The sequence below is a fragment of the Bacillus sp. B25(2016b) genome (genome assembly GCF_001679765.1).
Taxonomy (GTDB): Bacteria; Bacillota; Bacilli; order Bacillales; family Bacillaceae_G; genus Bacillus_A; species Bacillus_A thuringiensis_K.
This window is the reverse complement of the sequence record NZ_CP016285.1, coordinates 4936776-4960289: the sequence shown is the minus strand read 5'-3', so window position 1 is coordinate 4960289 and position 23514 is coordinate 4936776. Positions and strand designations below refer to the sequence as shown.

Sequence of the window (23514 nt, the reverse complement as noted above, 5' to 3'; positions counted from 1 at the left end):
GTTTAACGTAAAACAAAATGTATATTTACACAGTTCTATGGAAATATACACAATTCGACAAAAAATGTCGAAAAAAATACTGATATAAAGAATGATATCAGACCTTCATATGTGAGATAGTTTTCATGTATATCTAGTAAAAAAGAATGGTTATAAAGGTAAGTTTTACGATACATACTAACCAAGGTAGTGTATCCCTTTGTGAAGGCTTATTTTTGCCTTAAAGTTATGTGGAAATAAAAATCTAGATAGGGTTGGTTTTGGTCAGAATGAAGACAATAAGTACTTTGAAAATAGTCATTTATTTTGTCTAAAGAGAGTTGTGCGATTAGTGGACCGAAGTTGAAAGATGATAGTTTCTTACATTGTTAGAGAGATATAAGGATTATAGAATATTCGACTAACACGTTACTACGGTCATTTTTGAGCCTGTTTAAACAATAAGAAAGAAGGTGTTTTACTCCTTAGTTACAATATCTTTTTAGTAAAGATAAGCTTAAGTAACCTCCGCTAAAGATTATATACTTAAATGATAAAGAGTTCAACAATAGTTCACATATTTTCCCAAAAATAAAAAACGGCTGTTTTATGTGGAATAAATCTACAAAACAGCCGTTTTTGGTATTAGATTTCTGTTAAGATTATTGGTTCACCGCGTGTTACGACAACGGTATGTTCACATTGTGCAACAAGACTTTTATCAGGTGTAACGAATGTCCAACCGTCGTCACCACGCTCAATAATATGATCAGCTTTCATAGAGATGAACGGTTCTACAGCGATAACAAGACCGTCTTTTAGAAGCGCATTATCCATTGGATCATAGTAGCTTAAAATGTGATTTGGTGCTTCATGTAAGCTAAGACCAATGCCGTGACCAGTTAAGTTTTGAATAACATTGTACCCACTTTTATGTGCGAAGTTTGAAACAGCACGACCAATTTGATTTTGTTTTGAGCCAGCTTTAACCTTTTTCATTGCTGTCCAAAATGCATCAACCGCTGCTTGGCAAAGTTTTTCTTTTTCCTCGTCTTCTCCAAGTACAAATGAAATACCTGTATCTGCATAATAGCCATCAAGTGCAGCAGATACATCGACGTTTACTAAGTCGCCTTCTTTTAATACACGATCTCCTGGAATACCATGAGCAACTTCTTCATTTACACTAATGCAAGTTACACCTGGAAAATCATATTCTTTTTCAGGTGCAGAAATAGCACCATGCTCATCTAATACTTTTTTACCGATCAAATCAAGCTCTTTCGTTGTCATACCTGGCTTCGCTTGTTTTTTCATTTCTTCACGTGCAAGCGCAACGATGCGGCCGATTTTTCGTAAGCCTTCTAAATCTTGTTCATTACGAATAATCATGAAAACCACTGTCCTTCCTCGAATATATATCTTATCCGATTGTATCATGTTTATTTTCGTCCTGCTACTCGCTTGCGGTATGCGGGTTGATTCCTCTCATAAAGAATACATGACAATTGTCATATCGATGTCATGACGCATCATACTGTTTCCTAAGTGTTCCAAGTAATACAATGTAAATATAAGAAACAGCGGGGGTGGAGAGATGGAAAAGATTATTGAAGTAAATGGTGTTTCTAAAACATTTAAACATAAAAGCGCAGTAAATAATGTTTCATTTCATGTAAATAAAGGGGAAATAGTAGCGTTACTTGGTCCGAATGGTGCGGGAAAAACAACGACGATGTCGATGATGCTTGGATTAAAGGATCCAACAGTAGGTAAGGTCTTTATATTTGGAAAGAGTCCAAAGCATAGGGATGTTCGTAATAGCTTCGGTGCGATGCTGCAAGAAGTAAGTGTCATTGATAGTATTACGGTGGAAGAGGCAATTGAGTTATTCCGTAGTTATTATACGAATCCTATAGCGAAAGAAACGTTACTGCAGTTATCAAATTTAGAATCAGAGCGAAAGCAAAGATGTGAGAAATTATCAGGTGGGCAAAAAAGAAGATTAAACTTTGCGCTTGCACTTGCGGGAAATCCGGATTTGTTATTTTTAGATGAGCCGACAGTCGGAATGGATATTACGTCTCGAAGAACGTTTTGGGAAACGATTCGAAAGTTAGCAAGTGAAGGGAAAACGATTATTTTAACGACGCATTATTTAGAAGAAGCAGATGCTTTAGCAAATCGTATCTTATTATTTGCGAACGGAAAGATTATCGCAGATGGTACACCAGACGAAATGAAAGCAACGATTTCGAGAAAAACAATCACATTTTATTCGAAGGAAAGCATTCCTACAAAATTACTAAAGGAATTACCAAATGTAACAGAAGTAAAGTCAAACGAAGGACGCTTCATTTTAACAACGGAGGATACGGATGCAACTTTAAAAGCCATTTATCAAAGGAGTTTACCTGTAACAGATGTTTCAGTTGAACGTGGAAGCCTTGATGAGGCATTTGAACAGTTTGTCGCAAATCAGAAGGAGGAAATCGCATGAGAGCGTTATGGATGCAGTGCAAAATAGAAATTTTACGTACATTCCGCAATAAATTATTTATCTTTTTCTCATTATTAATGCCTGTTATGTTTTACTACATTTTTACAAATGTTGTTCAAGTACCACAAAACGGAGATGCGTGGAAAGCACATTATTTAATTTCGATGGCAACTTTCAGTATTGTAGGGACTGCACTCTTTAGTTTCGGTGTGAGACTTTCTCAGGAAAGAGGGCAAGGATGGACACATCTTCTAAAAATTACACCGCTTCCAGAGGGAGCATATTTAACAGCAAAAATTATCGCTCAAACAGTAGTAAATGCTTTTTCAATATTAGTTATCTTTATTGCAGGGATACTAATTAATCATGTTGAGTTAACGGTAGGGCAATGGATTGGTGCGGGGTTATGGTTATTGTTAGGGGTAACACCATTTTTAGCGTTAGGAACAGTAATAGGTTCCATTAAGAAGGCGGACGCAGCTGCTGGCTTAGCAAATATTTTAAATATGAGTTTAGCTATAGTTGGCGGGTTGTGGATGCCGATTGAAGTATTCCCAAAAATATTAAGAACGATTGGTGAATGGACACCGACATACCATTTCGGAAGTGGTGCGTGGGATATTGTAGCTGGAAAATCAATTGGATGGGAAAATATCGCGGTATTAGGAGGTTATTTCCTTATATTTGTTGTAGTATCAATATATATAAGAAAAAGACAGGAAGCGGTATAAATGATAGAGAAGAAGAGGGTTGAGATTTTTCCGAAACATATGGGATTCTTTCCATACATGTGGTTTGTTTATCTATTATTTCCAATTTATCACTTAGCACAAGCATCAGGATGGAAGCTTGTGCTAGGAAGCGGTATGTTGATACTTTTTATTATTACATACCGTCAGCTATATTTTGTTCAGAGGACGTTTGTTTTTTGGGCATGCATTCAAATGATACTCATTTTTTTATTTGCTTTATTTTATAATCCTTTTATGATATTTTTTGGCTTTTTCACAGCAAGTGCGATGGGATTTGCGCCAAATAAGAAAGTATTTCGAGTGCTTTTATGTTCGTTAGTTATAATGCTTGGAGCATTTTTAGTTGTAAATATGAATCAATTAACAACTACAAGTTTAGTAAATATCGTTCCGATGTTTATTTTAATGCTTCTTACGCCATTTGGTATGCGTAATTTTAATCAGAAAAAGATGTTAAGAAATCAATTAGATGAGGCGAACGAGCAAATTAAAGACTTAGTAAAACGTGAAGAACGGCAGCGGATTGCAAGAGATCTTCATGACACATTAGGACATACGCTATCTCTTATTACTTTAAAAAGCCAGCTCGTTGAGAAGTTAATTTTGAAAAATCCAGAGCGTGCAAGTGCAGAAGCGAAGGAAATTACACAAACGTCTCGTACAGCCTTAAAACAGCTGAGGGAATTAATTTCTGATATGCGTATGATTACGGTAGAAGAAGAGCTAGAGCAAATAAAAGCGATCTTACAAGCAGCTAATATTGAATTAGAAGTGAGGCAAGAAGCAAGATCGAGCTCGTTATCACCAATTGAACAAAATATTGTCGGGATGTGTTTACGTGAGGCCGTTACAAATGTTGTAAAACATAGTAAGGCAACGCGGTGCGCAGTTTCTGTATTAGAATCGCAAGGTGAGCTGATTTTACAAGTAGAAGATAACGGAATCGGTTTAACAGATCAAAATCATGATGGAAATGGTATTCGCGGCATGAAAGAACGAATTGCTCTTATTGATGGATTTGTTGAACTAGGTACAATCAATCCAGGGACGTTGTTAACAGTAAAAGTTCCAGTTGTTATTAGAACAGGAAAAGATGAGGTGAGGGCATGATCCGAATTATTATTGCAGAAGATCAGCGGATGCTTCGTGGTGCGTTAGGGGCCCTGCTTGACCTAGAAGATGATATCGAAGTAATTGGGCAAGCTGCGAACGGGGAAGCGGCGTTACAATTAATTGAATCGTTAAAGCCAGATGTAAGTATTATGGATATTGAAATGCCGATTCAAAGTGGATTGGATGTCGCTGAGGCTTTAAAGAAAGAAAAATCATCATGCAAAGTAATGATTTTAACAACATTTGCAAGACCTGGTTATTTTGAACGAGCAATGAAAGCTGGTGTGCACGGATATTTGTTAAAAGATAGTCCAAGTGAAGATTTAGCAGCAGCAATTCGTAATGTAATGAAGGGGAAACGAGAGGTCTCCCAAGATTTAATGTTCGGCCTATGGCAGGAGCAAAATCCGTTGTCAGATCGCGAAAAGGAAGTATTGTTGCTTGCGAAAGAAGGAAAGACGGCAAACGAAATTGCGAAGGCGCTTTATCTTTCGCCGGGTACAGTACGTAATTATATTTCTGAAGTATTAGCGAAGCTTGATGCGAAAAATAGAATTGAAGCAATTACAATTGCGGAAGAAAAGGGATGGATATGAAAAGAAGTTTACCTATGATTGGTAAACTTCTTTTTTATTATTGTAACGCTATTACTTTATTTATTTTTTGTAACGGTTTGTAACCGTGTGCTTCAAATGCCTTTGCAAATTCATTTGATACGGCAGTTCCATATAAATCTTTTGCAGCTTGTACGATATGAGATTGAAGTGATTCAAAGTCTTCAGCGGAAGTTGCATAATTTTGCAATGTACGCATAACAACTTTACTTACTTTTTCATTTCCTTGTTTTTGAACAGCAACACCGTTATATGTTTTACCTTCAGCTAATTGATATAATACGTGACTGATAATACCAGAATTCACGTGTGATTCTTGATTATTACCATCGTTATAGAAATCTTGTAAATTTGTATATAGTTTATGACCGCCGTCACCAATTTCCCTTGGGATATCACGAATTGTTAGGCCACCTAATGTATCGCCCATAATCCAGTTTCCTTTATCTTTCTTTACGTAATATTCGATTTGTGTACCCCAGAAATCCGCTAATCCCTCGTTTAGTGCAGATGTTTCAGCGCTTGGATATCTCACGACTTTATTTTTCGTTGTGCCACTGAATACAGCATGTCCAAATTCATGAGCTGTTACATCAAGAGCTGATGTTAGTTTTCCGTCTAAACCATCACCAAATACCATTTGGTTCCAAGCGGGATGCCAAAATGCATTTACATAGTCTTCTTTTACACCATCACTAACTTCAGTAGAATCAAAACCGTGTACACTAGCAACAACTTTTGAATCTTTATTGTCGTAACTTTTTAGATTATGTTCTTTCTTAAAGTAATCGTAAATATCACTCATGTTCTTCATAGCGCCCGCGGCTTCTTTATCTGCAAAATTAGGAGTACTACTTGAAATTAGTGTCCCTGGATAACCAGCTTGACTATATCCCCCGAGGGAATCGGCGTAGTTTGCATTATAAATATAAATACCATTTCCGCGTGATAAATCCGCTAAATAAAATTTTCCATCAGTTCCTTTGGCAATATTGAAATAGATGTTTTCTTGAAGTGCATTTTTCCCAGTTCCTTGCTCACTTGCGTGGGATAATCTAGGTGATGTTACTTGATTTATAGTCTTATTCTCTTTGTTTTTAATGAATTTTTCTTGGAAAAGTACTTCGCCAGTTTTTAAATCAACTATAGCATTGCCGTTTATAATTTGTTCATTGTTTTCATAAGTAAATGTAATAACAGTTGCGAATGTATAATAGCCATCTTTTTTCTTATAAACAACGGTTTCGCTAGAGAATTCTGTCTCAACTGCATCACTTGGAATTTGAACTATATCGCGTAATTTAGATTTTACTTCATTTTTCGACAAAAAATTTGTTATAGTAAGATTAGGTTGTTGATTTAAATTTTGAACAACTTTACCACTAACAGTTGTGATTACTCCATTTTTATCTACTTTTACAATGAGATCTTGGCCATATACTTTATAGTTTTTATATGTTTGTGCAAGGCGAACTTCGGTTTGATTTTCTTTGGTTTCTTTATTTGTAGGTTGGAAATCTACATTTTTTTCAGTAGTGACTTGTTCTTGTTGAGCTTTCGCCCCATTTACCTCACCTTTTAAATACTTTTTAGCAATATTTTCTTTCGTATCATTTTGAGGTTGTGTTAATTTACCGATTGTTAAACCAGGCTGAGCAATTTCAACTTTGACTGCACCTTTGTCTAATTCTTGAGCATGAATAGCTTCTGTTGATAAAGGGCAAAGAAGACCGAATGTAACGAAAGCACTAGCAAGTTTTCTATAATTCATCTATAACACTCCTAATCTATTATTGTATGTGAGATGAATTGTATGAAAAATTTGCCGAATTTTATATATATTATGCATTATTTCATATCAAAAATTGTCGAATTCACATTATTGTAGTGGTATGACAACTCAAAAAATTAGATTGTTCTAATGGGATGGTGAGTAAGTATGCACGCAGAAAAATTAGGAAGTGAAATTAAGAAAATTAGGGTGATGAGAGGATTAACACAGAAACAGTTATCCGAGAACATATGTCATCAATCGGAAGTAAGTCGAATTGAATCGGGCGCGGTATACCCAAGTATGGATATATTGCAAGGTATCGCAGCAAAATTACAAGTTCCCATTATTCATTTTTATGAGGTACTCATTTATTCTGATATTGAAAGAAAAAAACAGTTTAAAGATCAAATCATTATGCTTTGTAAGCAAAAAAGATATAAAGAAATTTATAATAAAGTATGGAATGAGCTGAAAAAGGAAGAATATCATCCTGAATTTCAGCAGTTTCTTCAATGGCAATATCATGTAGCAGCTTACATATTAAAGAAAATCGATTACGAATATTGTATTTTAGAATTGAAAAAATTGTTAAATCAACAGTTAGCTGGAATAGACGTATACCAAAATCTTTATATAGAAAATGCGATTGCAAATATTTATGCTGAAAATAGCTATTTTAAGAAGAGTATTGAGTTATTTGAAGATATATTAAAACAATTAGATGTATTGCATGATAATGAAGAATTTGAAGTGAAGGTAAGATATAATCATGCAAAAGCATTATATTTAGATAATCAATATGAAGAGTCACTTTATCAAGTAAATAAAGCGATTGAAATATCATGCCGAATTAATAGTATGGCATTAATTGGACAGCTATATTATCAAAGAGGTGAATGCCTAGGGAAGTTGGAGTACGATGAGGCAGAGGTTGAAGATGCATATAAAAAGGCAAGTTTCTTTTTTGATATATTAGAAATGCATGCATATAAAGAAGCGCTCGTAAATAAAATCAGTAGATAAATATCCTAAAAAATGGGTATGCATAATTGCATATAATAGGGATAAATTTTCATGATATATTAAAATAAAAAATGTGGGTGATGGAATATGAAGAAATTACTTATTGGTAGTTTATTAACGTTAGCGATGGCATGGGGTATTTCATTAGGCGATACGGCATTAGAGAAAAGCCATATAATTTCTCATAACGATCAAGAGGTACAATTAGCTAAAGATTTACCTTTTGAATATTAAAAAACAACCGTCTTACTTAGGCGGTTGTTTTTTTATGGAGTAACATCCAAACGTCTTTACTAGAAACAGGTTTGCTAATAAAGAATCCTTGAATGTGATCACAATTTTGTTTATGTAAAAATTCCCATTCTTCTGCTGTTTCTACACCTTCTGCAATCACTTTTAAATTTAGTTCTTTTGATAGTGTAATAATGGAAGAGACAATTGCTTCTTCTAAAGGACTAGTTGTAATTCCACAAATAAACTCTCGAGCGATTTTTAATGTGTTGATTGGGTATTTTGTTAAATAAGCTAAAGAACTATAACCAGTTCCAAAGTCGTCGATTGAAATTTGAATACCGAGATTTTGAAGTTGTTCTAGTTTTGCAACTACAGATTGATTTTGATTAATTGCGATGCTTTCCGTAATTTCAATATCTAGTGCTTCTGGTTTCAGTTCTGTTTCTTCCAACACCTTTGAAATAGTTGGGATTAAATCTGCATGGTTAAATTGAACAACAGATAAATTTACACCAACTTTTAAGTGAGAAAAACCTTGATTATGCCATCTTTTTGCCTCTAAGCAGGCAGTACGTAAAATCCAATTGCCAAGTTCAATAATAAAACCAGTTTCCTCTGCTAGAGGGATAAATTGGGCAGGAGATACGATACCGAGTTTTGGATGCTTCCAACGTATTAATGCTTCAAAACCGATAATTTGTTTTGTTTTTGTGCTTACTTGTGGCTGGTATTCAAGGAAAAATTCATTTTGTTGTAATGCTTTTGAAAGTTCACCTTCTAAGAATTGAATTTCATTTTGAGCGATACTCATTTCTTTTGAGAAGAAAACAAATCTGTTTTTTCCATTTGCTTTCGCACGGTACATAGCCATATCAGCATTTTTCATTAACTCATTTACATTAGTTCCATAATCAGGGTACATCGCAATTCCGATACTTGGTGTAATAGAGAGTTCTTCGCCTTGAATGAAGAATGGTTTGTTTAAAATAGTTAAAATCTGTTCAGCTATAAAAATTGCACTTTTTTCTGAGTACATTTCTGGTAATAGAATTGTAAACTCATCTCCACCTTGGCGAGCGACGATATCTTTTGAACGCAAGCAACCGCGTAATCTTTTTGCTACTTCAATTAATAATAAATCTCCGACGTCATGACCAAGTCTATCGTTAATTTTTTTAAATCGATCTAAATCAAGGAATATGACGGCAACATCATTTGCGTTAGTTTGGGCTGTATTTAAAATGGCTTTTAAATCTTTTTCGAACTTTCGGCGATTTGGTAATCCAGTAAGTGCATCGTGAAAGGCTAAATGCTCTACTTGTTTTTGTTTTTCATATAAAGTTGTAATATCACGCGCTATCCCAAACATTCCGACCACTTCTTTGTTTATAAAAGTAGGGATAAGTGTAATATGAAGATAATAATAATAGCCTTCTTGTTCTTTTGTACGAACTTCTAACGTTTGTGGCCTACCTTCCTTTGTAATTTGTAAAGCCTTCTTTAGTAGTTCGTGGTCTTTTGAATCAATGAAGTGTACCAGAGAATAGCTTCCTACTTCACAATAATAGGCAGTAAATAAGCTTTCGCATGCCTTATTAGATTGTTGAAAAATGCCATTCATATTTAAAGAGAAAACGGCATCGGGATGATCTTCGAATAAAGACTTATAGCGTTGTTCACTTTTTGATAATGCAAATGCACCTTCTTCAACTTCATCCTCTAGTTGTGTAGTCAACTGTTCATATGTAAGGATTAGTGCTTGATTATCTTTCCACATGTAAAGTTGCCGCAAGAATAACAAAATAAGTGATAATACGAGGCCAATTAACATGAATTTATCATCCCAAGGTTGAATGATAATAAAGGAAAAAGTAATAATAATACTAAAATAAGGTAGTATAAAACGTATATAATCGAATCGATAATATTTTGCTTTCGTTTCATGCTGCATTGGTTTATCCAATATATATAGTATGGAAGAAAGTCCAATTAATAAAATAGAAGCAGTGTGTATTAAATAATTAATTTCAGCAGAAGTTTTCATCTTAAAATTCAATTGAAACAGATGAATATAACCGTATACGAGTACAATAGTGAAACCGGTAATTAGTGCAATTCTACTAGAAGAATATTGTTCTCTTCTATATAGACTAATAACGGCGTAAATTACTAATGATTGTGCAATGAAATAGCCAATTAAAATCCAAGTTTCCTTTGTTAACATACGGAAGCTTGAAAGGTCCAAGATAAAAGTTAAAGTGAAATAAATGTTCATAATAACAATAAAGATGCTATCGAATGAAAATTGAGCAAGACCCTTAATAGAGTAAATTTTTATAAACTTTATAGCAAATCCAACAAAGAGTAAAACATATTGTATGATAAAAAAAGGTAATGCTTTATATGAGAATATAACTTGCTCATGAATGGAAAGTGAATGAAGGAATAAAGTTATCTCCATAGCTAACCCGCATAGACAAGTACATAATAATAAAATCCAAAATAATTTATCACCATGTGTCATTTTTCTAATCGCTTTACATAAGCAATAGCAAGAAAAAAGTGCAGCGAAACAGAATAAGAAAAGAATCCCGGTTTCTTTTATATTCAACTCATTTGGTATAAGGAATATCCAAAGAGCAAATATAAATATGTATATTATGACAGATTGTATATACTTTTTTTGATTAATCATATTATGACTCCGTTTCAATAAAGTTGAATCTCGGGGAGAAAATGCTAATTTAAATAATAGCATATAAAATAGAATGTTTTTTACTATAAAAATTACTTTTTTGAAAAAATAGTGCAAAGTTACAATTTACCACTGTAACTTTGCACCACCTATTCTTTTCATTCCTCTTATAGCAGAAAGTTCGTCTATTAATTGGAATAGTGCTAAGTCTTTTTGTTTACTTTCAATCATAATATCGAAATTATGATTGTTTTTTTTCGCAATGTGTAAGAAGGGCTTAATAAACTCTAAATCGATATATTCAGCATGGGCCCTAAATTCTTTTTCCGATCTCGGGGAGGAAATGTGAACTTTAGGAGAAATATTTGTATGTGACCAAGTTTCAAAAATTGCAGGAAGCAACTCTTCTAGTGGTTCTTCGCAAAGATTGGCCAAATGATGATGATAATCAAATACAAATGGGATATTTTCTTTTTGGCAAATTGATAAAGTTTCAGCAGTTGTATATGTTTTATCATCGTTTTCAAGAGTCATTTGTTTTTTTATATGTGTAGGAAGTTTTTTTATGTTTTCATGGAAGCGCTCAATTGCCTTTTCTTTATTTCCATAGGCTCCACCTACATGAATATTAATGTAAGAAGAATCTGCAATGCCTATAGCATCTAATATTTTATAATGATAAGTCATATCCGTAATAGCGTTAGTAGTAATATGTGGCTTGTCGCTTGTAAATAGCGTAAATTGATTTGGATGAAAACTTATTCGTAAATTGTGTTCTTTAATTAAAGCCCCTATTTTACGCCAAAGTGGTGTGAATACCCCAATATAGTCAAACTCGACTTCGGGATGTGTTGCAAGTGGGACGATGGAAGATGATAGGCGATATAGTGGGATTTCATGCGCTATATTGTAATGAAGGATACGTATTGTGTGCTCTAAATTTTGCCTTATAACATGGTACAGTTTGTCTTCTCGCTCTTGCTTGCTGAGTTTCTTAAAGCTTGTAAACGTCATTGTTTTGGCAGGAGAACAGTCCCAGAGTGCCATTGCATGTGAGACATATCCAAACCGTATAATCATATGAGATACCCCCTTTTATTCATTGTTTTTCCTATAAAAAGAAAGCAAGCATTGTTCCAATCCATTCCTTTCCTCTATCGATAAGAGAAGGCGGGTTTACATCACTATAGGAAAGTACGGATGCATTCTCTAGATCTTCATGGAATTTATTTTTTACTGTTTGAATGAAATGTTTATTATATAACAGGCAGTTTATTTCATGGTTAATATATAAACTTCTCATATCAAAGTTTGCCGTTCCGATATCACAAATATCATCGTCCACTATAATAATTTTGGCGTGAAAAAATCCTTGTTGAAATGCATAAATATTGCAACCAGCCTGTATTAATTTTCGGCAGTACGGGAATTTTGCTTCTCGAACGAGAGGGTGATCAGCTTTTTCTGGAACAAGAATTGTGATTTGAACCCCTCTTTCTCTTGCTTTTAATAAGGCATTCATAATTTTTTTTCCAGGAATGAAATATGGTGTACCGACACAGATTTCTTTTTTTGCCCCGTTAATTAAATGTAAAAAAGTATGTTGTAAATAAGCACCATCAGTCGGAATAAATTGATGCAGGATGGTACCTGGGTTTTGTTTTGGAAAATAAAGAGAAGCATCCAATAAATTCTGTTTCGTATCATCAAACCAGTCATGCAAAAATTGCTTTTGTAAATCTTGAACCCCTTCTCCTGTAAGACGTAAATGATAGTCTCGCCATAATCCTAAATATTCATTATGCCCTAGATACTCTTCGCCGATATTAAATCCCCCGATATAGCCGGTTTTCCCATCAATCACTGTAATTTTCCTATGATTTCTTTGATTAGCAGAAAAGAAAGGCAGAGGAAATTTTACCTTATGACAAAATGAAAAAGATATACCATGTTTTTGCAGGGAGCGAATAGCTTCGTTTGATAAAGAATGGCTGCCAAATCGATCAAGTAAAAGTCGTACTTCAATTCCTTCCTGAGCCTTATCAATCAGCAATTTTAAAAATTCACGACTGATTTTATCGTTTTTTACAATGAAGAATAAAATATGAATGTGATGCTGTGCTTGTTTTATATCAGTAAATAAAGCGTCATATAAATCTTTCCCGTATGTATAAAGGTGAAAATCACTTTGACGTAAAGGGAAAGTGCGAGGGCTTACTCGTTTTAAATGAAGAAGTCGCCCGTATGAAAGGTCAATTGTAATCCAAAGAGCAACGGATATTAACAAAAGAGATAAGTAGAGCATCAGTGAATTCCCTCCTTCGCATTCTTTTCACCTTCAGTGTGTTACAAATGATACGGGTAGCATGGCTCTTATTATAAATTTTATTAGAGGATAGTATGTTGCACTGATTAAAGTTTCACTTTATCCCGCTTTAACGGGCAGTAAGCCTTTCAACTCAAAACTGTTGAATAAGTAGAAGTTAGTTTGGAAATCAACTGCCCGTAAAAGCCCGATTGGTTCAACTAATAATCAGCGGGGGATGAACCGCCCCTACTGATTAAAGTTTCACTTTATCCCGCTTTAACGGGCAGTAAGCCTTTCAACTCAAAACTGTTGAATAAGTAGAAGTTAGTTTGGAAATCAACTGCCCGTAAAAGCCCGATTGGTTCAACTAATAATCAGCAGGGGATGAACCACCCCTACTGATTAAAGTTTCACTTTATAGTTTCACCGAAATAAACAGCTTTATGAAAAAATGTGTTGTTCTATAACAAAAAACTGTTGACTGAATGCTCACTCATTATATAATGGGGATAGGGAATATAATTCAGAAAATTATATATTTTTGAAGATTCGAAAAAAGAAAGAGGGCTTACAAAGAGAGGGGTAGCATAAAAATGAATAGCTTACTGATCATTAATTGGCTGGCTGCCATTGCTGTTATTGCTTATGCAGGATATTTGTTTGTATATCTTATACGGACGAGAATGGCCTACATACAATTAGGGAAAAAAATTGAATTTGACCGTCGTTTTAAAGAGCGTTGGGATCTCCTTAAGGTCAATGTTTTCGGTCAGAAAAAGCTGCTGAAAGATAAGAAAAGCGGCATCATTCACGTTATGTTCTTTTACGGATTTATTCTTGTCCAATTTGGAGCAATTGACTTCGTTTGGAAAGGACTCGCACCAGGATCACATCTTCCACTTGGACCACTATACCCTGCATTTACATTCTTCCAGGAAATTGTCACACTTGTTATTTTAATTGCAGTATTTTGGGCTTTTCATAGACGTTATGTAGAAAAGCTTGTTCGTTTAAAACGTAACTTCAAATCAGGTCTTGTTCTTATCTTTATCGGTGGCTTAATGATTTCTGTGCTACTTGGTAACGGTATGGGAATTATATGGCATGGCGAGGAGCTTTCATGGAGTGAACCAATTGCTTCTGCAATCGCTTACGTTTTTAGCGGGATAAATGAAACCGTAGCCATTTCAGTGTTCTATTTTTCTTGGTGGGTGCATTTACTAATTTTGTTAACGTTTTTAGTGTATGTTCCACAATCAAAACATGCGCATTTAATTGCGGGACCAGCTAATGTATTCTTCGGTCGTCTTTCAAACCCAGGGAAGCTTGAAAAGATTGATTTTGAAGATGAAACGCAAGAAACATTTGGTGTTGGTAAAATTGAAGACTTTAGACAAAATCAACTTATTGACTTATACGCTTGTGTAGAGTGTGGCCGTTGTACAAATATGTGTCCGGCAACAGGAACAGGAAAAATGTTATCGCCGATGGACTTAATTTTAAAACTTCGCGATCATTTAACTGATAAAGGAGCTGCGGTAACATCAAAAGCACCGTGGGTTCCAGTAGTTGCCTTCAATAATACACAAGGAAATCAGTTAGCGATGATGGCAGCTGGAAAAGGACAACAAGAATCAGCGTCTACAACACTCGCTTACGATCCGAGTTTAATCGGAGATGTTATTACAGAAGAAGAGATTTGGGCATGTACAACGTGTCGTAACTGTGAAGATCAATGCCCAGTTATGAATGAGCATGTTGACAAAATTATTGATTTACGTCGATATCTCGTTTTAACAGAAGGAAAAATGGACGCGGAAGCACAACGCGCGATGACAAATATCGAGCGTCAAGGAAATCCGTGGGGGCTGAACCGTAAAGAGCGTGAAACATGGCGCCAAGGTGATGACGAAGTAACAGTTCCAACTGTAAAAGAAAAATCAAAAGCTGGGGAGGAATTCGAGTATTTATTCTGGGTTGGTTCAATGGGATCATACGACAATCGTAGTCAGAAGATTGCGATATCGTTTGCGAAGTTAATGAACGAAGCAGGCATTTCATTCGCAATTCTCGGTAATAAAGAAAAGAATTCTGGAGATACACCACGCCGCCTCGGAAATGAATTTGTATTCCAAGAGATGGCGACAAAGAATATCGAAGAATTTGAAAAGGCAGGAGTGAAGAAAATCGTTACGATTGATCCTCATGCTTATAACACATTTAAAAATGAGTATCCGGACTTTGGCTTGCAAGCAGAAGTCTATCATCATACAGAATTGTTAGCTCAGTGGGTGAAAGAAGGGCGCTTAAAGCCTGTTCACGCTATTGAAGAAACAGTTACGTACCATGATTCCTGTTATTTAGGAAGATACAACGAAGTGTACGAAGCGCCACGTGACATTTTGAAAGCGATTCCTGGAGTGAATCTTGTAGAAATGGCACGTAATCGTGAAACGGGAATGTGCTGTGGCGCAGGTGGTGGCTTAATGTGGATGGAAGAAACAACAGGTTCTCGTATTAACGTTGCTCGTACAGAACAAGCATTAGCTGTACAGCCATCCATTATTGGTACAGGTTGTCCATATTGCTTAACGATGATCAGTGATGGAACGAAAGCGAAAGAGGTAGAAGAGAAAGTTCAAACTCTTGATGTGACAGAGATTTTAGAACGATCTGTTATCGGACAGAAAAAAGAAGCGATGTAGTTTGTAAGAATGTATACAACTTTAGAAAGAGGTGCAATGATTGCACCTCTTCTCAACGGAGAGATACCGAGCGAGCGCTCAGTGTTAAAAAATGAAATGGGGGAAAGAAACATGAGTAAAACAGTTATTTTAAGTGCTGCAAGAACACCAGTTGGAAAATTTGGAGGATCTTTAAAAGATGTAAAAGCGACGGAACTTGGAGGAATTGCAATTAAAGCAGCGCTTGAAAGAGCAAATGTTGCGGCTAGTGATGTTGAAGAAGTTATATTTGGAACGGTTATTCAAGGTGGGCAGGGACAAATTCCATCGCGCCAAGCTGCGAGGGCTGCTGGAATCCCTTGGGAAGTGCAGACGGAAACAGTGAATAAAGTTTGTGCATCAGGGCTTCGTGCGGTTACTTTAGCGGATCAGATTATTCGTACTGGCGATCAATCACTGATTGTAGCTGGCGGTATGGAGTCGATGAGTAACAGTCCTTACATTTTACGTGGAGCAAGATGGGGATACAGAATGGGCAACAACGAAGTTATTGATTTAAACGTTGCTGACGGTTTAACATGCGCATTTTCAGGTACACACATGGGCGTTTATGGCGGAGAAGTTGCAAAGGAAGATGGAATTTCTCGCGAAGCGCAAGATGAATGGGCATATCGTAGCCATCAGCGTGCGGTTTCAGCGCATAAAGAAGGGCGTTTTGAAGAGGAAATCGTACCAGTAACGATTCCGCAAAGAAAAGGCGATCCTATTGTCGTTGCAAAGGATGAGGCGCCACGTGAAGATACAACGATTGAAAAGTTAGCAAAGTTAAAACCTGTATTTGATAAGACAGCGACGGTGACAGCTGGTAATGCGCCAGGACTAAACGATGGTGGTGCCGCACTTGTATTAATGAGCGAAGACAGAGCGAAGCAAGAAGGAAGAAAGCCATTAGCGACAATTTTGGCGCATACAGCAATTGCAGTGGAATCTAAAGATTTCCCAAGAACGCCAGGTTATGCAATTAACGCATTGCTTGAAAAAACAGGCAAGACAATTGAAGACATCGATTTATTCGAGATTAATGAAGCATTTGCAGCGGTAGCAATCGCAAGTACAGAAATCGCAGGAATTGATCCAGAAAAATTGAATGTAAATGGCGGCGCAGTGGCGATGGGACATCCGATTGGAGCAAGCGGAGCGCGCATTATCGTTACACTAATCCATGCACTTAAGCAGCGCGGCGGCGGAATTGGAATTGCTTCGATTTGTAGCGGTGGCGGTCAAGGGGACGCAGTGATGATTGAAGTTCACTAATTAAAGTTCGAGGGTATAAAATTTATTAACAATTAAGGGGGAAGAAAAAATGGGTGTACAAAACATTGTTGTAATTGGTGCAGGGCAAATGGGATCAGGAATTGCACAAGTATGTGCAATGGCAGGATATGACGTGAAGGTACAAGATTTAAAACAAGAGCAATTAGATAGAGGATTGGCTATCATTACGAAAAACCTAGCGCGCCAAGTAGAAAAAGGACGCATGAAGGAAGAAGAGAAGGAAGCGACATTAAATCGTCTTACAGTAACGCTTGATTTAGATTGTGTGAAAGAAGCGGATCTTATTATTGAAGCAGCTGTTGAGAAAATGGATATTAAAAAGAAAATCTTTGCGAATCTAGATGAAATTGCTCCAGAACACGCAATTTTAGCGACGAATACGTCATCTCTGCCAATTACAGAAATTGCAGCGGTAACGAAGCGTCCGGAAAAAGTAATCGGTATGCACTTTATGAATCCAGTTCCAGTTATGAAGCTTGTTGAGATTATTCGTGGTTTGGCTACCGATGATGCGGTATATGAAGCAATTGAAGATATTACGAAAAAAATTGGGAAAGTACCAGTTGAAGTGAATGATTTCCCAGGTTTTGTATCAAACCGCATTTTGCTACCGATGATTAACGAAGCGATTTATACGTTATATGAAGGTGTAGCGACGAAAGAAGCAATTGATGAAGTCATGAAGCTTGGTATGAACCATCCGATGGGGCCTTTGACACTCGCTGATTTTATCGGTTTAGATACGTGTTTATACATTATGGAAGTGTTGCATGAAGGATTAGGAGATAGTAAATATCGCCCATGTCCGTTATTACGTAAGTATGTGAATGCAGGATGGTTAGGGCGTAAAACAGGCCGTGGATTCTACGTTTACGAATAAATGCCCCCTTTGTTACAACATAGTGGTCTTACCAAATTATTTAAAGGATATATAGCAAATGGAGGCGGAATATATGAACTTTCGTTTTAATGAAGAGCGGCAAATGATGAGGAAAATGGTTCGGGACTTTGCACAGAAGGAAATAGCTCCCTTTGTTCCTAGCATGGAACAAGGGGTGTTCCCGAAAGAGATTTTGCAAAAGATGGGTGAGCTTGGATTAATGGGTATTCCAGCGCCTGCAAAATACGGCGGGGCAGAAATGGACTTTATTTCTTACATTCTAGCAATTGAGGAAATCTCAAAGGTCAGTGCAACAGTTGGTGTAATTTTAGCTGTACATACGTCAGTTGGAATGAATCCGATTTTATATTTCGGAACAGAAGAACAGAAGAAAAAATATGTTTCTAAACTTGCAACCGGGGAATATTTAGGCGCATTTGCTTTAACAGAGCCAAATGCAGGATCAGATGCAGGGAGTTTGAAATCAAGAGCTGTGAAAAAAGGTGATCATTATATTATTAATGGATCGAAAGTGTTTATTACAAATGGTGGTGAAGCAAGTACATACATTGTATTCGCTTCTACAAATCCAGAGGCAGGAAAAAGTGGTATTTCTGCATTTATAGTAGAGAAAGATACACCTGGTTTAATCATCGGAAAAGATGAACATAAGATGGGACTTCTCGGTTCTCGTACAGTACAACTTACTTTTGAAGATATGAAAGTGCCAGCTGAGAATTTACTTGGGGAAGAAGGACAAGGATTCAAGGTGGCGATGGCGAATTTAGATGTTGGGCGAATTGGAATCGGTGCACAGGCGTTAGGAATTGCTGAAGCGGCGCTTGCATGTGCGATTGATTATGCAAAAGAACGAGAACAATTCGGGAAGCCCATTGCGGCGCAGCAAGGGATTGGCTTCAAACTTGCAGATATGGCAACAAGTGTCGAGGCAGCAAGGTTACTCGTATATAGAGCAGCATCTCTTAGGGCACAAGGATTACCATGCGGTAAAGAAGCATCTATTGCGAAATTATTTGCTTCTAAGACAGCGGTTGAAGTTGCGATTGAGGCGGTGCAAGTATTTGGTGGTTACGGTTATACGAAAGACTATCCAGTAGAACGATTTTTCCGTGATGCGAAAATCACGCAAATATATGAAGGAACAAGTGAAATACAGAAACTTGTTATTAGCCGTGCTTTATAAAAGGGCGAGGGGGAGACGGAGATGCATTTTAAACTATCAGAAGAACATGAAATGATAAGAAAAATGGTTCGAGATTTTGCTAAAAATGAAGTGGCACCAACAGCAGCTGAGCGTGATGAGGAAGAGCGATTTGATCGAGAATTATTTGATCAAATGGCAGAGCTTGGTTTAACTGGTATTCCATGGCCTGAAGAGTACGGCGGAATTGGAAGCGATTACTTAGCGTACGTAATCGCTATTGAAGAATTATCTCGCGTTTGTGCTTCAACAGGCGTAACACTGTCCGCGCATACTTCACTTGCGGGATGGCCAATTTTTAAATTTGGGACGGAAGAGCAAAAGCAAAAGTTTTTACGACCGATGGCTGAAGGGAAGAAAATTGGTGCATACGGCTTAACGGAGCCAGGATCTGGATCGGATGCTGGTGGAATGAAGACAATTGCAAAGAGAGATGGAGACCATTATATTTTAAATGGATCAAAAATTTTCATTACAAATGGCGGTATTGCTGATATTTATGTTGTTTTTGCGCTAACTGATCCTGAATCGAAGCAGCGTGGTACGAGTGCATTTATTGTAGAAAGTGATACACCGGGATTTTCAGTTGGGAAGAAGGAGAGCAAGCTAGGGATTCGCTCTTCACCAACGACTGAAATTATGTTTGAAGATTGCCGTATTCCTGTAGAGAATCTACTTGGAGAAGAGGGGCAAGGGTTTAAAGTTGCGATGCAAACATTAGATGGAGGTCGTAACGGTATTGCGGCGCAAGCTGTTGGTATTGCACAAGGGGCTTTAGATGCTTCTGTAGAATATGCAAGGGAGCGCCATCAATTTGGAAAACCAATTGCGGCGCAGCAAGGGATTGGCTTTAAACTTGCAGATATGGCAACAGATGTAGAAGCGGCACGCCTTTTAACATATCAAGCGGCTTGGCTTGAATCAGAAGGGCTTCCGTATGGAAAAGAATCAGCGATGTCAAAAGTATTTGCAGGGGATACAGCTATGAAGGTGACGACTGAAGCGGTGCAAGTATTTGGTGGTTACGGCTATACGAAAGATTATCCAGTAGAGCGTTATATGAGAGATGCAAAGATTACACAAATATATGAAGGAACACAAGAGATTCAGAGGCTTGTAATTTCTCGTATGTTAACGAAGTAGGAACGAAAGCGTAGGTATTTTCCTACGCTTTTTCCTTCCAAAAAATAATAGAGAGAGGTGAAGGGAATGGTTAAACATAATGTACATGCATCGGTGAAAGATGAAAAATTAGTTGCGTTAAGACGTGAACAAATGATTAAAGGTGCGGTGCAACTGTTTAAACAAAAAGGATTTCCGCGTACAACAACGAGAGAAATTGCAAAAGCGGCTGGATTTAGTATAGGGACACTTTATGAGTACATTCGTACAAAAGACGATGTTTTATATTTAGTTTGTGATAGTATATATGAACATGTAAAAGAACGATTAGAGGAAGTAGTGTGTACAGAAAAAGGGAGTGTAGAAAGTTTAAAGATAGCAATAACGAATTACTTTAAAGTGATGGACGAATTGCAGGAAGAAGTATTGATAATGTATCAAGAGGTACGCTTTTTACCGAAAGAATCACTTCCGTATGTATTAGAAAAGGAGTTTCAAATGGTAGGAATGTTCGAAGATATTTTAGAACATTGTACGGAAAATGGAACATTTACATTAAATAAAAAAGAAATACAGCTTCTTGCCCATAATATTTTTATACAAGGGCAGATGTGGGGATTTAGACGCTGGGCGTTGCAAAAACTGTATACGCTCGAAGAATATACAGAAATGCAAATTAGGTATGTATTGCAAGGGGCCCATATGCTTCCGAAATAAGGAACAGACAAATTATAATTTTACTACCCTATAAAAGTTTCCCGTTTTTTTTGTAGCATATTTGTGCGACTTTTGTTTATAATGAATAGTATGGATTTTTTTAAGCAGGCCGTTATATATAAGGTTATATTTGATGAAAGGAAGTGCCGCATAAGTGGATTTTAAGCAATATTCACCAGAAGAGCTAAAAGAATGTTCAATGATTGAAGTTGTACATAGCGTTTTAGGGGATAAAAAACAAGCAACGACATTCAACGAGTTGGTTCAAGAAATCGCTCAAGTGCTGGGACTATCTCAAGAGCAAGTTAATGCGAAAATCGCACAATTTTATACAGACTTAAACATCGATGGACGTTTCATTAATTTAGGAGAAAATCGTTGGGGACTACGCAGCTGGTACCCATACGAGCAAATTGATGAAGAAATCTTGCCTCAACCAAAACCGAAGAAGAAACGTAAAGTTGAAGAAGACGGTTTTGACGACTACATTGAAGAAGATGAAGATGACTTCGACGATGCAGACGTAAGTGAAGATGAAGACGATGTAGAAGATTTGGACAAGGTTCTTGAAGAAGAAGACGGAGATGACGACGATCTTGATGATTTAGACGAAGATGACGACGACTTCGCTGAAGAAGAACTTGAGTATGATGAAACTGAAGAAGAAGAAGAGGAAGAACTGTAGTTCTTGACTTTTCATTATCGTCCATGTAGAATCATTTTTGGGCTCTTTAAAAAAGGACGATAATACTTTTAAAGTGTAAATATAAAAGAAAATTGCTCCCTACTTATTACTTTTTGTGATGAGGGGAGCAATTTTCTTTTTTGTTTTTTGTTTAGAAAATAAAAAGAGTCTAACAATAAGATGGATACAGTGTTATCTACATACGTTGCGCTTTGCAACGGTGATTATATAACAGCAAAATAGAAGGGAGCTTTTTCATGACTAAGTATATTTTTGTAACAGGCGGTGTAGTATCGTCTTTAGGAAAAGGTATTACAGCAGCATCTCTTGGAAGACTTTTAAAAAATCGTGGTTTAAACGTAACGATTCAAAAGTTTGATCCATACATTAACGTAGACCCAGGGACTATGAGCCCATATCAACACGGTGAGGTATTCGTAACAGATGATGGCGCAGAAACTGACTTAGACCTTGGTCACTATGAGCGTTTTATCGACATTAACTTAAACAAATACAGCAACGTAACAACAGGTAAAATTTACTCTTCAGTTCTTCAAAAAGAGCGTCGCGGTGAATATTTAGGAGGAACAGTTCAAGTTATTCCTCACATTACTAACGAAATTAAAGAACGCGTATATCGTTCTGGTCGTGAAACAAATGCAGATGTTGTTATTACAGAAATCGGTGGGACTGTTGGTGACATCGAATCTCTACCATTCTTAGAAGCAATCCGTCAAATTAAGAGCGACATCGGTCGTGACAATGTAATGTACATTCACTGTACGTTAATCCCGTACTTAAAAGCAGCGGGTGAAATGAAGACAAAACCAACACAACATAGTGTTAAAGAACTTCGTAGCTTAGGTATTCAACCAAACATTATCGTTGTTCGTACAGAAATGCCTGTTTCTCAAGATATGAAAGACAAGCTTGCATTGTTCTGTGACATCGATACAAAAGCAGTTATCGAAGCTCGCGATGCAGATACTTTATATGCGGTTCCATTATCTCTTCAAGAACAAAACATGGACCAAATCGTTTGTGACCACTTAAAATTAGACAATCCAGCTGCAGATATGACAGAGTGGACTGCTCTAGTTAACAAAGTGCGTAATCTTTCTAAGAAAACAAAAATCGCTCTTGTTGGTAAATATGTAGAACTTCAAGATGCTTATATTTCTGTTGTAGAAGCACTTCGTCATGCTGGTTACTCATTCGACACAGATGTAGAAGTGAAATGGGTAAATGCTGAGCACGTAACAGCAGAAAACGTAAAAGAATTAGTTGGCGATACAGATGGTATCCTTGTACCAGGTGGCTTCGGTGATCGTGGTGTAGAAGGTAAAATCGTTGCGATTCAATATGCTCGTGAAAACAAAGTTCCATTCTTAGGAATTTGCTTAGGTATGCAACTTGCATCAATCGAATTCGCGCGTAATGTATTAGGTTTAGAAGGTGCTAACTCTTCTGAAATCAACCCTGACACACCATATGCAATCATAGACTTATTACCAGAACAAAAAGATGTAGAGGACCTAGGTGGTACACTTCGTCTTGGTCTATACCCATGTAAGCTTGCTGAAGAAACAAATGCTTACAATGCTTATAATGAGCCGGTTGTATATGAGCGTCATCGTCATCGTTATGAGTTCAACAACCAGTTCCGTCCGGATATGGAAAAAGAAGGATTTGTATTCTCTGGTACAAGCCCAGACGGCCGTCTAGTTGAAATCATTGAATTAAAAGACCACCCTTGGTTCGTGGCAGCACAGTTCCATCCAGAACTTGTTTCTCGTCCAAACCGTCCACAACCATTGTTCCATGACTTCGTAAGAGCTTCTATTACGAATAAAGAGAGCAAGTAATAAAAAAAGCGC

The 23514-nt window shown here is 36.7% G+C and carries 19 protein-coding genes; 14 read left to right on the top strand and 5 right to left on the bottom strand.

From position 1 onward, the window contains the following. Positions 1-624: 624 nt before the first annotated feature. Complete coding sequence (gene map / locus BAQ53_RS25420) at positions 625-1419, bottom strand: type I methionyl aminopeptidase (RefSeq protein WP_139032807.1); 795 nt, start codon at positions 1417-1419, stop codon at positions 625-627. Between the two features lie 157 nt (positions 1420-1576). Here map and BAQ53_RS25415 point away from each other — a divergent pair, with 157 nt between their 5' ends. From BAQ53_RS25415 to BAQ53_RS25400, 4 genes are read left to right on the top strand one after another with little or no spacing between them, the layout of a single operon-like run. Then, the gene (locus BAQ53_RS25415; protein ID WP_208906397.1) at positions 1577-2479 is read left to right on the top strand and encodes an ABC transporter ATP-binding protein; all 903 of its coding nucleotides are present in this window, start codon (positions 1577-1579) and stop codon (positions 2477-2479) included. Further along, complete coding sequence (locus BAQ53_RS25410) at positions 2476-3210, top strand: ABC transporter permease (protein WP_001202431.1); 735 nt, start codon at positions 2476-2478, stop codon at positions 3208-3210. The genes BAQ53_RS25415 and BAQ53_RS25410 overlap by 4 nt, the downstream gene beginning before the upstream one ends. Next, positions 3211-4341, top strand: a complete 1131-nt coding sequence (locus BAQ53_RS25405) for a sensor histidine kinase (protein ID WP_000570638.1) — start codon at positions 3211-3213, stop codon at positions 4339-4341. Further along, positions 4338-4940 (top strand): response regulator transcription factor, encoded by a 603-nt coding sequence (locus BAQ53_RS25400; RefSeq protein ID WP_000619235.1) that lies wholly within the window; start codon positions 4338-4340, stop codon positions 4938-4940. The genes BAQ53_RS25405 and BAQ53_RS25400 overlap by 4 nt, the downstream gene beginning before the upstream one ends. A gap of 37 nt (positions 4941-4977) precedes the next feature. On the opposite strand, the gene BAQ53_RS25395 is transcribed toward BAQ53_RS25400, so the two are convergent. After that, on the bottom strand, positions 4978-6729 hold the full coding sequence (locus BAQ53_RS25395; RefSeq protein WP_208906396.1) for a M4 family metallopeptidase: 1752 nt from the start codon (positions 6727-6729) through the stop codon (positions 4978-4980). Between the two features lie 168 nt (positions 6730-6897). On the opposite strand from BAQ53_RS25395, the gene plcR reads away from it, so the two are divergent. Together plcR and BAQ53_RS25385 are read left to right on the top strand one after the other, a co-directional pair. After that, a complete protein-coding gene (gene plcR / locus BAQ53_RS25390; RefSeq protein WP_000542919.1) occupies positions 6898-7755 on the top strand; it encodes a transcriptional regulator PlcR in 858 nt (285 codons plus the stop codon). Between the two features lie 87 nt (positions 7756-7842). Next, positions 7843-7989, top strand: a complete 147-nt coding sequence (locus BAQ53_RS25385) for a quorum-sensing peptide PapR (protein ID WP_000734730.1) — start codon at positions 7843-7845, stop codon at positions 7987-7989. 16 nt (positions 7990-8005) lie between these two features. Here the strand turns inward: BAQ53_RS25385 and BAQ53_RS25380 are convergent, their stop codons facing one another. The 3 genes from BAQ53_RS25380 to cls all read right to left on the bottom strand — a co-directional run bounded on the left by BAQ53_RS25380 (position 8006) and on the right by cls (position 12989). Further along, positions 8006-10684, bottom strand: a complete 2679-nt coding sequence (locus BAQ53_RS25380; protein WP_208906395.1) for a DUF4084 domain-containing protein — start codon at positions 10682-10684, stop codon at positions 8006-8008. Between the two features lie 126 nt (positions 10685-10810). Then, positions 10811-11764 (bottom strand): UV DNA damage repair endonuclease UvsE, encoded by a 954-nt coding sequence (gene uvsE, locus BAQ53_RS25375; protein ID WP_208906394.1) that lies wholly within the window; start codon positions 11762-11764, stop codon positions 10811-10813. A gap of 31 nt (positions 11765-11795) precedes the next feature. Then, positions 11796-12989 carry a cardiolipin synthase gene (gene cls, locus BAQ53_RS25370; RefSeq protein ID WP_208906393.1) on the bottom strand — a complete coding sequence of 398 codons (1194 nt, stop codon included), beginning with the start codon at positions 12987-12989 and terminating at the stop codon, positions 11796-11798. Between the two features lie 596 nt (positions 12990-13585). Here cls and BAQ53_RS25365 point away from each other — a divergent pair. From BAQ53_RS25365 to pyrG, 8 genes are all read left to right on the top strand, one after another. After that, positions 13586-15697, top strand: a complete 2112-nt coding sequence (locus BAQ53_RS25365; RefSeq protein WP_001086769.1) for a (Fe-S)-binding protein — start codon at positions 13586-13588, stop codon at positions 15695-15697. Between the two features lie 9 nt (positions 15698-15706). Continuing rightward, a complete protein-coding gene (locus BAQ53_RS25360; RefSeq protein WP_208906392.1) occupies positions 15707-16990 on the top strand; it encodes an acetyl-CoA C-acetyltransferase in 1284 nt (427 codons plus the stop codon). Positions 16991-17039: 49 nt separating this feature from the next. Beyond that, a complete protein-coding gene (locus BAQ53_RS25355) occupies positions 17040-17891 on the top strand; it encodes a 3-hydroxybutyryl-CoA dehydrogenase (protein ID WP_000538874.1) in 852 nt (283 codons plus the stop codon). A gap of 73 nt (positions 17892-17964) precedes the next feature. Then, the gene (locus tag BAQ53_RS25350) at positions 17965-19095 is read left to right on the top strand and encodes an acyl-CoA dehydrogenase (protein ID WP_208906391.1); all 1131 of its coding nucleotides are present in this window, start codon (positions 17965-17967) and stop codon (positions 19093-19095) included. A 21-nt stretch (positions 19096-19116) separates the two neighbouring features. Further along, entirely contained in the window at positions 19117-20256 is a 1140-nt protein-coding gene (gene acdA, locus BAQ53_RS25345) for an acyl-CoA dehydrogenase AcdA (protein ID WP_000545543.1), read from the top strand. A gap of 66 nt (positions 20257-20322) precedes the next feature. Then, a complete protein-coding gene (locus BAQ53_RS25340) occupies positions 20323-20952 on the top strand; it encodes a TetR/AcrR family transcriptional regulator (RefSeq protein WP_208906390.1) in 630 nt (209 codons plus the stop codon). A gap of 154 nt (positions 20953-21106) precedes the next feature. After that, positions 21107-21637, top strand: coding sequence for a DNA-directed RNA polymerase subunit delta (gene rpoE, locus BAQ53_RS25335; RefSeq protein WP_000346280.1), 531 nt, complete (start codon positions 21107-21109; stop codon positions 21635-21637). 257 nt (positions 21638-21894) lie between these two features. Then, entirely contained in the window at positions 21895-23502 is a 1608-nt protein-coding gene (gene pyrG, locus BAQ53_RS25330; RefSeq protein ID WP_000170460.1) for a CTP synthase, read from the top strand. Positions 23503-23514 lie beyond the last annotated feature (12 nt).